At 45.9% G+C, this 16,331-nt stretch carries 15 protein-coding genes; 11 read left to right on the top strand and 4 right to left on the bottom strand.

Translation table 11 applies throughout. The annotated features are described in order from the left end of the window. Nucleotides 1-7 precede the first annotated feature (7 nt). The gene (locus ACYVGO_RS31420) at nucleotides 8-931 is read left to right on the top strand and encodes a TolB family protein (protein ID WP_460972704.1); all 924 of its coding nucleotides are present in this window, start codon (nucleotides 8-10) and stop codon (nucleotides 929-931) included. A 93-nt stretch (nucleotides 932-1,024) separates the two neighbouring features. Here ACYVGO_RS31420 and ACYVGO_RS31415 read toward each other — a convergent pair whose 3' ends face one another. Beyond that, the gene (locus ACYVGO_RS31415; RefSeq protein WP_460972703.1) at nucleotides 1,025-1,501 is read right to left on the bottom strand and encodes a nuclear transport factor 2 family protein; all 477 of its coding nucleotides are present in this window, start codon (nucleotides 1,499-1,501) and stop codon (nucleotides 1,025-1,027) included. 69 nt (nucleotides 1,502-1,570) lie between these two features. On the opposite strand from ACYVGO_RS31415, the gene ACYVGO_RS31410 reads away from it, so the two are divergent. From ACYVGO_RS31410 to ACYVGO_RS31400, 3 genes are all read left to right on the top strand, one after another. Beyond that, entirely contained in the window at nucleotides 1,571-2,527 is a 957-nt protein-coding gene (locus tag ACYVGO_RS31410; RefSeq protein WP_460972702.1) for a hypothetical protein, read from the top strand. A gap of 352 nt (nucleotides 2,528-2,879) precedes the next feature. Continuing rightward, complete coding sequence (locus tag ACYVGO_RS31405) at nucleotides 2,880-3,437, top strand: hypothetical protein (RefSeq protein WP_460972701.1); 558 nt, start codon at nucleotides 2,880-2,882, stop codon at nucleotides 3,435-3,437. Between the two features lie 482 nt (nucleotides 3,438-3,919). Continuing rightward, nucleotides 3,920-4,423: a hypothetical protein gene (locus ACYVGO_RS31400; RefSeq protein ID WP_460972700.1), complete on the top strand. Its 504-nt coding sequence runs from the start codon at nucleotides 3,920-3,922 to the stop codon at nucleotides 4,421-4,423. 183 nt (nucleotides 4,424-4,606) lie between these two features. Here ACYVGO_RS31400 and ACYVGO_RS31395 read toward each other — a convergent pair whose 3' ends face one another. Further along, on the bottom strand, nucleotides 4,607-5,179 hold the full coding sequence (locus tag ACYVGO_RS31395; RefSeq protein WP_460972699.1) for a hypothetical protein: 573 nt from the start codon (nucleotides 5,177-5,179) through the stop codon (nucleotides 4,607-4,609). A gap of 168 nt (nucleotides 5,180-5,347) precedes the next feature. On the opposite strand from ACYVGO_RS31395, the gene ACYVGO_RS31390 reads away from it, so the two are divergent. Continuing rightward, nucleotides 5,348-5,830 carry a hypothetical protein gene (locus ACYVGO_RS31390; RefSeq protein WP_460972698.1) on the top strand — a complete coding sequence of 161 codons (483 nt, stop codon included), beginning with the start codon at nucleotides 5,348-5,350 and terminating at the stop codon, nucleotides 5,828-5,830. Between the two features lie 85 nt (nucleotides 5,831-5,915). Here ACYVGO_RS31390 and ACYVGO_RS31385 read toward each other — a convergent pair whose 3' ends face one another. Then, nucleotides 5,916-6,557 carry a hypothetical protein gene (locus tag ACYVGO_RS31385; protein WP_460972697.1) on the bottom strand — a complete coding sequence of 214 codons (642 nt, stop codon included), beginning with the start codon at nucleotides 6,555-6,557 and terminating at the stop codon, nucleotides 5,916-5,918. Nucleotides 6,558-6,790: 233 nt separating this feature from the next. Here ACYVGO_RS31385 and ACYVGO_RS31380 point away from each other — a divergent pair, with 233 nt between their 5' ends. Beyond that, nucleotides 6,791-7,222, top strand: a complete 432-nt coding sequence (locus ACYVGO_RS31380; RefSeq protein ID WP_142774547.1) for an SRPBCC family protein — start codon at nucleotides 6,791-6,793, stop codon at nucleotides 7,220-7,222. Nucleotides 7,223-7,361: 139 nt separating this feature from the next. Continuing rightward, a complete protein-coding gene (locus tag ACYVGO_RS31375; RefSeq protein WP_460972696.1) occupies nucleotides 7,362-7,922 on the top strand; it encodes a cupin domain-containing protein in 561 nt (186 codons plus the stop codon). Between the two features lie 89 nt (nucleotides 7,923-8,011). Here ACYVGO_RS31375 and ACYVGO_RS31370 read toward each other — a convergent pair whose 3' ends face one another. Beyond that, complete coding sequence (locus ACYVGO_RS31370) at nucleotides 8,012-9,931, bottom strand: M14 family metallopeptidase (protein ID WP_460972695.1); 1,920 nt, start codon at nucleotides 9,929-9,931, stop codon at nucleotides 8,012-8,014. A gap of 368 nt (nucleotides 9,932-10,299) precedes the next feature. On the opposite strand from ACYVGO_RS31370, the gene ACYVGO_RS31365 reads away from it, so the two are divergent. From ACYVGO_RS31365 to ACYVGO_RS31350, 4 genes are all read left to right on the top strand, one after another. Further along, entirely contained in the window at nucleotides 10,300-11,508 is a 1,209-nt protein-coding gene (locus ACYVGO_RS31365) for a parallel beta-helix domain-containing protein (protein WP_460972694.1), read from the top strand. A 5-nt stretch (nucleotides 11,509-11,513) separates the two neighbouring features. Next, nucleotides 11,514-12,548: an SO2930 family diheme c-type cytochrome gene (locus tag ACYVGO_RS31360; protein WP_460972693.1), complete on the top strand. Its 1,035-nt coding sequence runs from the start codon at nucleotides 11,514-11,516 to the stop codon at nucleotides 12,546-12,548. A 190-nt stretch (nucleotides 12,549-12,738) separates the two neighbouring features. Then, on the top strand, nucleotides 12,739-14,562 hold the full coding sequence (locus ACYVGO_RS31355) for an alpha-amylase family glycosyl hydrolase (RefSeq protein ID WP_460972692.1): 1,824 nt from the start codon (nucleotides 12,739-12,741) through the stop codon (nucleotides 14,560-14,562). Nucleotides 14,563-14,718: 156 nt separating this feature from the next. Then, the gene (locus ACYVGO_RS31350; protein ID WP_460972691.1) at nucleotides 14,719-16,290 is read left to right on the top strand and encodes a serine hydrolase domain-containing protein; all 1,572 of its coding nucleotides are present in this window, start codon (nucleotides 14,719-14,721) and stop codon (nucleotides 16,288-16,290) included. The last annotated feature ends 41 nt before the right edge of the window (nucleotides 16,291-16,331 follow it).

The following is a 16,331-nucleotide window of genomic DNA, read 5'->3' as shown; positions in this document are numbered from 1 at the left end:
ACAAACTATGCTACTCCTCAAAAACTTCATTGACAAGACGCTCGGTCTGTCATCTGTTTTCCAATGCATTAGCCTGCCAATTTCACTACTTAGCGCCATCGCCACGTTTGGCCAGGGCCCTCCCGATGCCGATATTTTTCTGGTTGATCTGACACCTAAAAACCGGCCTACGCTGGTAAGCAAAGCGGTAAACATGACCCAGCGTAAGGGCTACGACAATCAGCCTTCGTTTACGCCCGATGGGAAGAGTGTGCTGTTTACCTCCATGCACGACGATGGGCAAACCGATATCTACCGCTATGATCTTCAATCAAAGGCAACTACGCAACTCACTAAAACACCCGAAGGCGAATATTCACCCACGGTCATGCCCGATAAGGCTTACTTCTCCGTCATTCGGATGGAGATGGACAAAACGCAGCGCTTGTGGAAATTCCCGATCTCAGGCACCGGCGAACCAACGCTGATTCTCACAAACGTGAAACCCGTAGGCTATCATTGCTGGCTCACGCCCGACTGGCTGGCTCTGTTCATTCTGGGTAAACCGAATTCACTCCAACTGGCCCACGTCAGTACCGGCGATACCACCCGAATTGAAGGTAATATTGGACGATCGCTCCATAAAATTCCGGGCAAAAACGCGTTGAGTTTTGTTCATAAACGGACCTCCACCGAGTGGGAAATCAAGCAACTCGATCTAAAAACGAACCAGATCACAACCATTGCCCCAACCCTAACTGGCAGTGAAGATTTCGTCTGGACGCCGGATGGTACAATACTGATGGGTCAGGGGGCAATCCTGTATCAACTCAATCCGAAAAGTGGTCAGAGCTGGACACAACTAGCCGATTTCAGTTCGGTAGGTGTTAAGCAACTGACCCGGCTGGCCATTGATGCTGACGGTAAAAAACTAGCGCTGGTTGGGCAGTGATTCAAATAGGTTTTTAACCACAGAGGCACGGAGAACACAGAGAAGATAAATTTTTCTCTGTGTTCTCCGTGCCTCTGTGGTTAAAAAATCTATCTAAAGAAAAGGCCGGGGATCGAACAGGACTTTGAGGGAGTCTATTTTTCCGTCCGAAACATGGTACCAACCACAACCGAATATCGTTTTACCCGACATGGTGAGATCATAGAGCAGACAGACATCATCGCCATCGGCAAATGCCTTCTGGATGGCATACGTTAACTTCATCTTTTCCATGTCCTGGATATAAGCGTCACCGCCCTCCCGCGACCCAAGGACACCTTTAAACGTCATCGCATCGCTCGCCAAACGTCTGGCGGCCTTAAAATCTTCGTCATTGATCGCTTGTACGAAGGCCAGCACGATTTCCTTGCTATCGGTTGCTACCGATCCCGTTTGATTGTCTTGTGCCATTTCCTGCCTGATTTGTTGTCGATTACTGGTAGAGCGCTTGGTTGTTATTGCTCTGGTCTCCCTATAAAACAGGTAATAAACCTCGCCCCAGACCCAAAGGTTTTCTACTGATAGCTCCATATATGTTGGCAATGAGCCTGCCAGATGGCATATTTGTGCTAGATGATGAATGGAAATAGTATGGCGACTATGGGTTCAAAACTAAGTGTATGGCTTACCCGGTTTGCCGGGTTTATTGGCGTTCTTGCGTGCTTTACGTCCTGTACTTCTCTGAAACAAAATCAGAAAGAAGTGACCGCCCAGAATACCTATTGCCACCCAACAGTCGACTACAAATACGATTCTACCTATTTACCAGAGGCCAATATTGACGCCATTTTGAAAGCCGATACGGCGCTCACCAGACGGTATTCTCACCATGATTTGGTTATGGCCAACGCCATTGGTGTTATCCCATTGCTACGAGAACTTAGCTCGTTAGAAACAAGTCCCAAAGCCGATGCCCGCCTGGAACAGGTAGTTAAACATCAACAAATTCTCAACCGACTTTTAGTGGCTTCCACGCAAATTTCCAGCGTAGCCGCCGAACTCGACTGCGAAGGCGAACGGGCCAACCGATTAGGCACCTACTTAGATCAGTACGATAGCCAGCGCATCCGACGGCTAACACTCCTATCAATTATTGTGGGGGCCGCTACAACGGTTGCCACAACACTCATTCAATCCGACAATGCCAGCAAAGTAGTCGGCATAGGCGGGGGAATTATTGGCGCAGGTTTTGGTGGGTTGGCCGCTTTCTCGTCGAATCGGACGATTCACCTGAGTCATGAACGCAACTTATTGACTGACGTCTGGCAACAAAATCAGCAGTCGTCCATTTATCCACCTTTTGTGTGGTATGTACTGAATGAGAAGGTGTTCAGCAATAGCAACCAATATTCGGTGAGCCACAACATTCGCCAACGGTGGCAGAATTATGTTCTCAACGACAGTTCTCCAGACGAACAGGCACTTTATTTTGGCAAGGGTGGCGATTACAAAGCGGATGATTTCCATGCGCGGGCCAACATGCTCAATCAACTTCAGTCATCGGTACGCTCCATCAACCAGGAGTTACACAGTTTAGCACTGGCGCTGGCGCGTTAAGGTTTATTAATCAACAGGGGGTAAATCTAAAATTCGTTACTTAATGGAATGGGGAATTAGTAGCCTTTCCTGAGCAGCAAAAAAGCTACTGATTTCTATAGGTATTGAACTCTACTAAATTGATCCATTTATTTGGCCAATATTTATATTATTCTCATAGAAGTCTTGTAAGAGCTCTTATATTAATGAACTATTCTAAGATCAACCAACCCGTACAAGCTCTAAAAACAACCCCGATTGCACGTTGGAAAGGGTAGAAAGAAAGTCTCTATTATGTTAAGGGAGTATCTGTAGATCGAGCGTGTCGATTCTTAAAAAGAGGCTTCACTAAGACTTTAGAATTATTTTCAACATGCCCCAAGATCAGCTTAAGTTCAGATTGGTACAGTTATATGCCATTTGCACCGCTGGTCTATTTTTTCTTCTCTTAGTTGGTATCTTACAACTATTTTTTGACCGATCTCCTTTAGAAAACGTGGAAGAAGCCAATATTTACCCTATCATTTCCCAATCTCAGAAACCACATATTCTTCAGTGGATCGGGTTAATAGTTTTTACGCTTTTCTTTTTAAGTTTTTTAGGACTGTCGATTGCAGATGCAAGTTGGGCTTCATTTGCTATAACCATCGTAGTCTATATGATTATTTTGATTAGAATGCTAATTTCTATGTTTTTAAAAAAAATATACTACTTAAGCTCTGATAAAATAATTGTTGCCGACCAAAAAAATGAATACATCACTGAGTTACCAATTAATGAAATAGAAAAATGGAACTATTATTCCGACAAAAAAGAAGATTGTTTAGTTGTTTCAGGTCGATATGATAGTATCATAATTGAAAAAGATAGTTATGATAATTTTGAAGAAATATTAACTTTTTTTTACAAATGCTGGTTTAGTAAAAGATAACAATTTAAAAAGTTCTGGAGTTAAAAATGAAGTAATACAAGATGTTTACACATACGAGTTTATTTATTTATCTTTATCTATTGATTTTATATTAAATTTCCTATTCTGGATCATTACTCATTCGAAGAGTGCTTCAACAGAAATACAATATTTTCAAGGGCATATCCAGACGATAGAGTCTTTCCAAAAAAGCAATACTGTCAGAGTTGCTCTAGAAGAGTATAATAAGTTCACTTTCAAGTTTAATGGAGAAGATGGAAGAAAGTATAGTTTAGCTAATAAAGCCGATTTAATAGGAAAGAAAGTTAAGATTGGAATCTTTAAAAGTGATTATGAGTGGAAGATAAAAAATAAAACTATCAGAATGCTTGACTTGAACTCTATTCCTTACCTAAATGCAGTGAGTTTAGAGCAAACGGGTCAACTACAAGTAAAGTGAGTAATTACAAATTTAATGCTCTTAGGTTAACATAGTGCCACTTATGCAACAGATGAGATATGCAAAATGGTTAGTTTTAATCGTGTCTCTAACCGGATGTGATATACTTAGTGCGGGTACATTAGGAGCCTTTCAGCAATGGAATTTTTCTGCTACTGAAAAACGTCTTGACAAAGAAATGGCAGTTCTTTACAAGAATAATCCTGAGTATGTGATTCCTGAAAAATGGAAATACTTAGATAGCTGGCAAGAAAGTGGATATGGCTCTTTGAACGGTAAAATTATTTACTTTTCAAATAGACCAGAGGAGATGTATTATATTTCTTATTTTGAAATAGAGGCTAATTCACCTGGTAATGATAGTGATTCCACTATAACAACTATAGCCGTTCGAGCAGTGAATAATGGCAATAGTAGTTGGGATACGGCTGAAGAATTTGAGAAAAATAAGGCAGAAGAAAAAAGGATTAACAGTCGTTTTTATAATGAAATAATTTCTAAATTGGAAATACAAATAGGTCAAACAGCAAAAAAAGAAAAGGCCTAGTAAATTGTATTTTATCTAGCCCCTACCGCCTGTTATAGAAATTAGTTTTCAGGAAAATTCTCTTTACATATTCCTAGCTATAAACCTGCCTTAAGAATAGTGCAATAACTTGTTCATCGGAAATCTTATCTTGTAGTAGACTATTTTTATAAACAGCTCACTACAGCATGAAATAGGCTACCTCTATTTCCGAGGGCGGACATCATTATATCTTGTCAAAATGAGTTGACTTCTACGATCAACTATTTTGTAGTAATAAGTAAAAGCAGGTTTTAAGGTGTCTTCCACCGATTCCACAAGAAACAAATACCGTGTTCCCTGAATATCGTTATGGTTATCTAATTGGTAAGGATACCACCAAGACTCTGTCGATGTATCATGAACAATCCCCCCAATCCGATTGCGATTCAAAAATTTTATCACTCCTAGCAACCGAGCAACCCTGGCTTTCGGCAGACTAACAAATCCCGGATTGCGTAGGGATACCGTGTCGATTCTGCCTATATTGTAGTGAGAGCCAAGCATAGTAGCTTTATCAACCTTAAAATGAAAAACGCTATCCTGGCGGACATAGCAGCTTAGAAATATAGTTGGATTGATCGCTTCACACAAGTGACGTAGTACGCGCATTGAGTCCTGAACGGATTGGACCGGATCTTTCAGCACGATCTGGGATTGATAAACCACCGGGTTTGGTCTGAAAGCAAAGTAATGGACCAACCCAGCCATACATATTGGAGCAATAATAAATTTCATGTAGGGTACTTCTAAAAAGCTGCTGTATAGGTGCAGTGGCTGTTGCAAAAGTAGATCATAAGTTTTTGATTCTATTTGGTGAACACTTTTTGACCTCGTCTTTTGCAAAACTTATAGAGATTATACAACAAAAATGATTCAGACGTTATGGGAATAAACCACTTGTAAGTGAAAACGACGCTACTTCGCTGGCTACTTTTTATGGGTCTGACTGGCTGCAAGGAAGAACTCTTTCCCTTAACGCCACCGGATTATTCTATATCAATCCCTGGCTGTCATCCACCCGCTATAGATCAAAATATCGTTGGTACATGGCATTTTGAATCTAATCTTGCCAACAATGGGGCCGGTAGAGTTAGCACAAAAGGTACGGTGACCTTCGACCAAAAAGGCAATATAATTGACCCTGATACTCTATTTTCCAATGATTTGGGGAGTGGTCAAATTCGAACCAAAACGTACAATCCAGCTGTAAATAGCCCCTTTTCGGACTACCCCCAACAGTTATTCGTGGTGTACCGAACATTTAAGGATGTTACGAATACCAGTTCTAGTGCCGAGTATTTTTATGTGGTCAGCAATGGATGTGATCGCATTCATATCAGCTCGTTGCATACCAATAATGAGATAGGATTTGTGCTGACAAAGTAACTTGTTCTATACGTTAAATGCAGTGGTTTTGGCAAAAGTCAGCAAGCTACTTTTCCCGCAACCACTGTATTTAAGTTAGTTAAACTTAGCGTGGACTTAACTGATAAGTTAGTCCTACCTGCCAGTTTTGGTTTGTAAATGAGTAAGTACCCGTACTCGTTAGGTCGTAAAAAGTTATTGCTCTAAAATAACCCCCTGTTATACCGATGCGACTAAACTGGTAACGGCCACGGCCGGTTAAACCTATTTCAATAGGTTTTCTGTTAGACCAACTGGTTGATTTACTGATTAGTAGATTTACTTCAGGGCCAATCAAAAAGCTTAACTTCTTCACTGGTTTAACACCAATCGTAGGGTTAATACCTATATAAGTGTAACGGACTGGTACGAGCCGTTGCTCAACCGAACTCTCGTATCGATGTCCTTTCTGTTGAAGATTTAGCTCTAACTGGGTAGTAAACAGCCCTGATAGTTGATGTTCATAGGCTAAACTTACATAAAACCCAGGCTTAGGTTTGATTGGAGCGATTCCAATCAACAAAGTATTCTCTATGGCAACGATTGTATTGGAATAGGAGTAACCAGCACCAATATTGAATCGATTCTTCGACTGAGCAGACGATTGGTAGCTGTTACCTAACACAATTGTTAGTAAAAAAAGAAGGCATCTCATACTTTGAGCGATTTGTTTGCATAACGCGTAGTCTTTTTTCTGTTGTATAATCAAACGTTGTAGTAACCTACGAAAAAATCAACACAGCCTTATTTTAGTTAACACGCAATTTTACACTTACGAAAAGAGGGCCTTGTCTCCGTGTGACGAATATGGCTCTTTTTTCAGATTTAGCCACAGGATAAAATAGTTACCGGAAATGTACCCATGAGCTTCAGCCCGTGTTCTGTACCTATACAGGTTGAAGCCGAATGCGGACCAGCCTGTGGGTACATAGCTAAACGACCATGGACGAATTTGTTGTGCGGAAACAAATCAGCCTCAAAGCGGAGCCTTCTGAGGTCTGGAATGCCTTGACCAATCCCGAAAAAACGAAACAGTACTTTTTCAACTGCGAGGTCTATTCGGATTGGGAGGTGGGAAGTACGATCCTATTTACAGGCAAACTATTCCTGATCAAAAAGATTGAGATGAAAGGGCAAATCGTAAAAATAGAGCCGAATAAGCTGTTGCAATACACGCTGGCCAACGAAGACGACAAAGACCCTGACAATTTTTCGACTGTGACGGATGAGTTGACCTACGAAAATGGCGAAACGATCTTATCCATTTCCGATGATGTGGGTCAGGGCAAGGGCGCTCAGGAACGCTACGAACGCTCAGAGAAAGGCTGGGATAGTATCCTGAAAGGTTTAAAAGAACTAGTGGAAGGCACCTGACAGCTTTGTAGGATTCCACACGATAGCATTATCATACCGCTTACTAAGAGCAGCGACGCAGTTAAGGGTCTTTAGGGTAGCTTAGGTGGTCAGTCAAGAAACTGGCTATCAACACGATCCAAACTAAACTTGACTGATTATGATGCGTCGAAAATTTCTTCAAACAACCCTGGCCGCTGCGCCGTTAGCGGCCACTACTGCACGTTCATCCACTATTGATCGCCCAACAAAAGGTTTCAAAGTGAATGCTGGTGAGGGTCGATTTCATGGGCATATTCAGTTGAAGGGAGTCAACTCAAACATTCTCGATGTGAAAGTATCGGGGAAAGATACCAATGGTGATCTGGCGGTGTTTGAGCAGACATCTTTATCGCCTAAACGAGGCACTCCCTCCCACATACATCCCAATCAGGATGAGATGTTTCATGTTCAGGATGGGGAATACCAATTTCTGGTCGGTCAGGATACATTCCACCTCAAAACGGGCGACAGCATTTTCCTGCCCCGAAAAGTGCCCCACGCCTGGACGCAAGTCAGTGAACGGGGCAGAATGACCGTCATTTTCCAGCCAGCCGGTAAAATGGAGGAGTTTTTCGTAACGATGGCCGCTTTAGAGAAAGAGCCCTCAAAAGAAGAAATCGCCAAAATCTTTGCCGACTATGACATGCAGGTAGTAGGCCCCCCGCTGAAAGTCGACTAAACAAAAATTATTTAAACACAGAGCCACAGAGGACACAGAGTTAAAATAAATCATAATCTCTGTGTTCTCTGTGACTCTGTGTTTAAAACTTATTTCCCGATTGTAATCTCTTTCTCTTTATAGCCCCCACGGGTGGAAAGCAGTTTGAGTTTCGCTTTCACGGAACCCGGCTGGTTGAGTTTTACATGGAATATAGCTTCCTTTTTTTCACCAACGTTCGTGTAACCCGCATAGATCGTCTTGTCGAACAGCGTCGGCTGGGTGATCACGACTTTGGCGTCAGCATCACCTTTCAGTAACGTCTTGTCGAAGTCGAGCGTTACCCGATCTTCCTGCACCATTTTCACGCGTTTCGCCTGCTCTAACGCAACCGGCAACTGACCTGAATTTGTCCAAGTCGCTTTAACTTCATACTCGTTGTTAGCCAGCGCTTTCACGGTCACATCGGTCAGTTCAATTTGCGGAAGTTCTTTGGCCATCGCCAGGTTAAACTTCGACTGTTTCGAAATCCAGTTGTCCAACTGCCAGGCCGGACCATTCTGTGAGAAAAACTTAGGATTGAAGCCCCCAATTTCCACTTCGCCCAACTGCGGGTGGGTCATTTTTGTCCAGACCTTAAACCCGCGTTTGCCGTTGGCTTCATCATCCCACATCAGGGCATCGTAGTCGTCGTAATCGCCATCTTTATCATAATCTTTCATGGCTCCGTTGTTCCAAAGCTCATCGCCATACCACACCGCACCATACTGGAAATAGCCAAAATCAGGGCCGTGACCAAATAAGGGCGTCGGTTTGGTAGGGTCACCCGTTAAGCGGTTGAACTTGTTGCGCGTGTTATAGGTCTCATACACGTCGCCCGCCCAAGGGTAGCCCGTAAACGAAAGCCCCAGACTATCCATATGTTTGTAGATGGCCAGATCGGGCGGGAACATGCTTTCAACACTGCTCGATGTGGAGGGCGGACGCAAATGCATCGGTACGCTCGTATCCATCGAGTTCACGACCGTGATGTTCGGATGACCCATGAGCCAAAGGTAGGTAGCTCGGGTTTCGGGTTCGCTCAATGGATATTGGCTGGCTCCACCCTGTGTATAACCCCGGCCTGTAAAATCACCATCCGTATCAGGCCGCCAGTTTTCGGGATAGTTCCGGTGGTTATCCAAACCGCCAATTCCATCTTCATTATATTTTCCATCGCCGTCATTATCAATACCTTCCGAGTAAACAAGGTACGTACCCTTTCCGGCCTGAACCCGTTTCATCAACCGGCCGGCTTTGTCTTTGGGATCAATGACGTAATCGGCTTTTTCCAGCTCTTCTTTCGTAACGGCCTTTTTCCGAAGCTGATAAATGACGCCATCGCCATCGAGGTCATCTTCAGAATCTTCGTCGAACAAACCGTCGCGGTCGTTATCGTAGGGACGCATGGAACTCCGGTTACGCTGGGCCGTGTACAAATACATCGTCGCGCCATCGGGGTTGTTTTCCGGGCGCAGGTAAATCGCCTTGGTATCCAGCAGTTTCGTGATGGCGGGGTCTTTCCCGTAATTGTCCAGCAGGTGTTTCGTCAGCCAGAGAACGGCTTCGCTACTGGTTACCTCACCACTGTGCCGACCGCCTTCAAAATAAGCAGCGGGCTTATCGGTATGCTTGCCCGTTTTCTTATTCGTCAGCGTCATTTGCAGAATCGGCCGACCTTCGTAGCTCTTGGCTACTTCGTACAACTCAACCAGATTCGGGTATTGTTCGGCCCATTTCCGGCACCAGCTATACATCACATCGGGCGTATGGTAGGTGTCGAACGTAAGCGTTGGTCCCGGCTGATACTGAACATCTTTAAACTTATGTTTTTTGAAGTAACTAATGCCGTGCCGTTCCCCTTTTACGGTGTATACTTTACGAGCGGTGTCCTGTTCCGGCCATTTTTCTTCGGTGCCGTAGTAGGATTTTTGGGCGAGAAGTGCGGATGAACAGAAAAGACACAGTAATAACGTACTGACGTGTTTCATAAATGCTTGGTTGTAAATAAGAGGAGACATCGATGAGCATTACTCAACGATTATGTTTAGGCTGGCAATTTATTAATGATTTTGCGAATGATGAAGAGTAGCAAAGAATCTATTTAAAAATGATTAGAAAGCAAATTTTAATAGAGAATTATCGAGATTTTATTGCTATTTTCTCTGACTCCACTTTGCCTTTGCGAAGGTAGAGGGGCCGCCGATGCCATCGTTCGTGATGTCAAGTTCTTCAACCTGACAAGTAAGGTTTCTTAAAACCTTGTTTTATATTGTCAATTAGGATTTAAGAAACCTAAATAATGTCGGTTTCTCAAAACCGACACCACGGAATATATACCAGTCAGCCCCCCTTGTCTATGAAACCCTATCTTCTATTCATTACTACCTGCCTATGTACCCAACTGGTCTACGCCCAGGCCGATGTTCAGAAACGCTACCAGACCAAATTGATCATGGCCGATAACGGGAGCACCGTCGACCTAGATGCCGGGACATTTACGTTCACGGGTACGCTCTCGCTTGAAGACAAAAAACGCATTGTCATCCGAGGGAAAGGCATCGACAAAACCATCCTGAGTTTCAAAGGGCAAACCGATGGGGCCGAGGGCCTGCGCGTATCCAATGCCGAAGAGATCGTCATCGAAAATATGACCGTTCAGGATTCCAAAGGCGACGGCATCAAAACCATGAACGTAAAGGGCATTACCTTCCGAAACGTAAAGGTTGAATGGACAGGCCCACCCAAAGCCGAAAACGGCGGCTACGGCCTTTATCCAGTCCAATGCGACAACGTCGTGATCGATGGCTGCACGGCCATTGGTGCTTCCGACGCGGGCATCTACGTTGGGCAGTCGCGCGGGATTGTTGTGAAGAACAGCAAAGCCTACCATAACGTAGCAGGTATCGAGATTGAGAATTCGCGCAACGCCGATGTGTTTGACAATGAAGCCTACGACAATACCGGTGGCATATTGATATTCGACTTGCCCGATCTGGTGCAGAAACAGGGCGGAAATGTACGGGTGTTCAACAACTACGTGCACGATAATAACCTGCCCAATTTTGCTCCCGCTGGCAACATCGTGGCGGGCGTATCGGACGGAACAGGTTTAATGATTCTGGCGGCCAACGGCGTGGAAGTCTTCAATAACCGCTTTATCCGAAACCAAACCCTGGGAACGGGCATCATTAGCTACCTGCTTACCGAACGCCCAATTACCGATAAAGCCTATTATCCCTTTTCAACGGCGGTTTCCATCCATGATAATGTCTACGAGCGAAATCCAGGCCCAGCCAGTTCGCGCGGTCGTTACAACCAGATTTTCGATAAGATTCTCAAATCAGGTCAGGCCGTACCACATATCATATACGACGGTATCGCTGATCCTGCTACCTTCGATAAAGACGGAAAGCCGCTGGCTGACAAACGCATCTGCATCCGGAACAACAAAAATCAGAGCGTCGTCAACCTCGATGCCGGACGGCAATTCCAAAACGTTTCGTTTAGCGCAACTCCCTTCGATTGCCAGTTGGAGCCACTGAAAACAATGACGAGTGCCCGCTAAGAACGATGCGTACTTACCTGTTTTGGTCTCTGTTTCTGGGCATTTCCTGGCTGACCTTAGTCAGTTGGCGAACGGCTGCCGTACCCGAAAAACTATCGGAATACAACTTCTTCAAGGGGAACCCAGCCAGGCAGGAACCCACAGATGGCGTTGTGCCCTATGCCCTTAACACGCCTTTATTTTCGGATTATGCCGAGAAGTTACGGTTTGTAAAGCTACCTGCTGGTCAATCGGTTGCATATAACGATACGGCTGTTCTCAACTTCCCCGTCGGTACCACACTGATCAAAACGTTCTATTATCCGAACGATTTTCGGGATCCAGCCAAAGGACGACGGTTGATGGAAACGCGCCTACTTATTCACCAGTCCGAAGGCTGGAAAGCGTTCGATTATGTGTGGAATGACGAACAAACCGACGCCCTGCTGGAGGTGGCGGGTGATACCAAAAGCGTCAGTTATGTCGATGCGAAAGGTGCGACTCGCCAGCATAACTACACCATTCCGAATCTGAACCAGTGCAAAGGATGCCACAATCGGAACGAGGTGATGACGCCCATTGGCCCATCGGTGCGGCAACTCAATGGTGAACTGGCTTACGGAGCAACGAACGAAAATCAGCTGGCACATTGGAAACAGGCAGGTATGCTCACAGGCTTGCCCGCCTTAGCCAACTGCCCCAAAACACCCGTTTGGAACAAGCCCGAAACCGGTTCGCTCAACGACCGGGCGCGCGCCTGGCTCGACATCAATTGCGCCCATTGCCACAACCCCAAAGGCCCAGCCATGACATCGGGCTTGAATCTGGGAATTTCAGAAACAGACCCAACGGCCCTGGGTATCTTAAAAACGCCCGTTGCCGCTGGTCGCGGATCGGGTGGACATCCGTTCGATATTGTACCGGGCAAACCCGATGAATCCATCCTGATGTATCGACTCAACTCAACCGACCCCGGCGCCATGATGCCCGAACTAGGCCGCAAAACGGTTCATGCCGAAAGTGTAGAATTGATTCGGGACTGGATAAAAGCAATGAAGTAGATTAGTTTTGACAGGATTTATGGAGTTGACCGTGCTGTCGGTTACTAATAACCGACATACGAGGTTTCTCAAAACCTATTGTAATTGGTTCGGTTTTGAGAAACCTCCCGTGCCAGATGTAAGCATCTGACACCACTAATAAAAATCCTGTTCATCCTGTAAATCCTGTCAAAATCTTTATCTCAACTCTATGACACAAAACGCGTCCAATTCGTCTACCCTCTCCCGTCGGGGATTTACAGCCGGGATAATTTCAACTGCTGTACTGAGTAACACCTTCGCAGAAGCCGCCGATAACCTCCTGAATCCTGCCGTTTCACGGACCGACAAACTCGTTATTTACCAGATTTTTACCCGCCTGTTTGGGAATCAGAAAACAACCAACAAGCCCTGGGGCACCCGCAATGAAAATGGCGTTGGGAAGTTTAACGATATTACAGATAAGGCGTTGCAGGAACTGAAGATGTTCGGTATTTCGCACGTTTGGTATACAGGCGTTATCGAACACGCGCTCATCACCGATTATTCGTCAAGTGGTATTCCGAAAGATAACCCCCAGATTGTCAAGGGTCGGGCGGGATCGCCTTACGCCATTAAGGATTATTACGATGTCGATCCTGATCTGGCGGTGGATGTTAGAAATCGGATGCAGGAATTCGAGGCTCTGATCAAGCGATCGCATGCAAATGGGTTGAAGGTCATAATTGATTTTGTACCGAATCACCTGGCTCGTCAATACCATTCGGATGCGAAGCCATCAGGCGTTGAGGACATGGGACAAACCGACGACAAGACGAAAGCGTTTGATCCAAAAAACAATTTTTATTACCTGCCCAAGGAATTGTTTCATGTACCCGACGGTGTCCATGTACCAGAAGGCCTGTCATCCGGCCCGTATATCGAACTGCCTGCCAAAGCAACAGGAAACGATGTTTTCAAGGCCAAACCCAACCTCGATGATTGGTACGAAACCATCAAGCTAAACTACGGCGTCGACTACCAGAATAACCGCCAGACCCATTTCAACCCTATCCCGTCGACCTGGTTCAAGATGCGGGATATTCTGCTGTTCTGGGCCCAAAAAGGCGTTGATGGATTCCGTTGCGATATGGCCGAAATGGTTCCTGTTGAATTCTGGGGCTGGGCCATCCCGCAGGTAAAAGCGTTCAGGTCCAGTCTGGTGTTTATTGCCGAAATCTATAATCCGAGCGAATACAAAAACTACATTCAGACCGGCAAATTCGACTACCTCTACGACAAGGTCGGCCTCTACGATTCGCTCCGGCGACTGATGGAGGGCAAAGGAACGGTGGAGGATATTACAAAAGTCTGGCAAACCGAATCCGGGGATATTTCGGAACATATGGTCCGCTTCCTGGAAAACCACGACGAACAGCGCATTGCGTCCAGCTTTTTCGCGGGCGATCCGTGGACGGCTGTTCCGGCCATGACCCTTTCGGCTACGTTACACACGGGTCCGGTCATGCTTTATTTTGGGCAGGAACTGGGTGTAAATCCGACAAAAGCCGAAGGTTTTCAGGGCGATGACGGGCGCACCACTATTTTCGATTATTGGGGTATTCCAGAATATCAGGCCTGGACGAATGGCAGGAAATTCGATGGCGGGAAACTAACCGCTAATCAGAAAAAACTACGGCAATTTTACCAGCAACTCAACCAGTTGGTCAACACCAGCGACGCCATCCGAACGGGTAGTTTCTACGATTTACAGGCCAGCAATCGTCAAAATCCCGACTATGACCAGAAGCGGTTATATAGCTACCTGCGTTATTCCGCCAAACAAAAGCTACTAATTATCTGCAACTTCGACAAAACGAAGTCAGCGTCCACCCTGGTCAATATTCCAGATGATGCCTGGCAGAAAATGAAACTAAAAAGCGCTGACATCCATTCGTTTCGGGATATTTTCCGAACCAAAACGAACCTGCAAGCCCCAAACAGTGTGCCCATAGATCTGCCTCCGCTGGGCGTTCTGGTGCTGGAAATTGTGTAGTTATTTTCGACAGGATGAACAGGATTTACGCGATTGAAATCCTGTTCATCCCGTAAATCCTGTCGAAAAAATCAAGTTTGTCTTGCCGAGCCGACAAGCACTATAAATCCAGATGCGATTATTTGGTAAGTTAGCCGACTTGAACACAACCTCTCTATGAAACAGCTTCTCCCGGCTCTCTTCCTGATGGCTTCTTCCGCTTTTGCCCAGACGGGTGCAACGCGTACAGTGGCCCATGTAACAACCTACCAGCCCCCCGTCTTCACTGACGCCGACCGGCTAAAACGGCTGGAAGCGGCTTTCCCTGTTGTCGAAAAAATATATAAGGACGCGGCCGAGAAACGTCATCTGCCGGGTATCGCCTTCGGCATTGTGCTGGATGGCAAACTCGTGTATTCGGGAGGAGTTGGCTACACGGATGTCGCCAAGAAAATACCCGCAACGGCCAAATCATTGTTTCGAATTGCATCGATGACCAAGAGTCTGACGTCGATGGCCATTTTGAAACTCCGCGATGAAGGCAAACTACAACTCGATGATCCGGCCGAAAACTATATTCCAGAACTAAAATCGCATAAATACCTGACGGCCGACGCGCCCAAAATTACGGTTCGTAACCTGATGACCCACTCGGCCGGTTTTCCCGAAGACAATCCCTGGGGCGACCGGCAACTGGATGATTCAGATGCCGATTTGCTCAAGCTGATCAAAGAGGGCATCTCGAATTCCAATGTGCCGAACGTTACCTACGAATACAGTAATCTTGGTTTCGCCATGCTGGGCCACATCATTAAGGTTGTATCGAAAAAGCCGTATCAGCAGTATATCACCGAAACGATCCTGAAGCCACTGGGCATGAACGATACGCAGTGGGAATACACCAAAGTGCCCGCCGAGAAACTAGCCCTGGGTTACCGCTGGCAGGACGACAAGTGGCTCGAAGAACCACTCCTGCACGATGGTTCGTACGGGGCAATGGGTGGCTTAATTACCTCTATTGATGATTTCAGTAAATATGTTGCTCTCCACCAAAGTGCCTGGCCACCAAGTAATGCGCCTGATACTGGTCGGAATGCCGCATCACCCATCAAACGGAGTTCGCTACGGGAGATGCAGAAACCCTGGACATTATCAGGGCTGAATGCGCAGGCAAAAAATTCGGCGGGCCAGCTATGCCCTGAAGTAACGGGCTACGGCTACGGACTACGATGGGGCCAGAACTGCAAAGGGCAGGTAGGCATAGGGCATACGGGCGGACTTCCGGGCTTCGGCAGTCAGTGGCGCATCCTGACCGATTATGGCGTTGGGATTATTTCCTACGCCAACCTGACCTATGCCGGGATGGGGGCAGTAAATGCAGTTGTACTCGACACACTGGTGGGTATTGGAAAATTGCCCCCACGCCAGCTACCCGTATCGCCCATCCTCGCCCAACGCAAAGCTGAACTACTAAAACTCCTCCCCGACTGGACGAAGGCTGAACAAAGCGGCATTTTTGCCGAAAACTTCTTCCCGGACAAGTCCGTGGCCATACGTCGGAAAGTAGTGCAGGATTTATACGCTAAAGTGGGTAAAATTGAGCGCGTTGGCGACCTTATTCCCGAAAATCAGTTGCGCGGCCACTTCCTGTTGGAAGGCGAGAAAGCTAACATCGACGTATTTTTCACGTTAACCCCGGAGAATCCGGCGCTGATTCAGCAACTGGATTTTAGGGAAGTGCCTAAATAGTTCGAAGTTTACGGTTTGGAGTTCGAAGTTTACGTAGCAAA

It is taken from the genome of Spirosoma migulaei (assembly GCF_054776855.1).
This window is presented reverse-complemented; position numbering and strand designations above follow the sequence as displayed.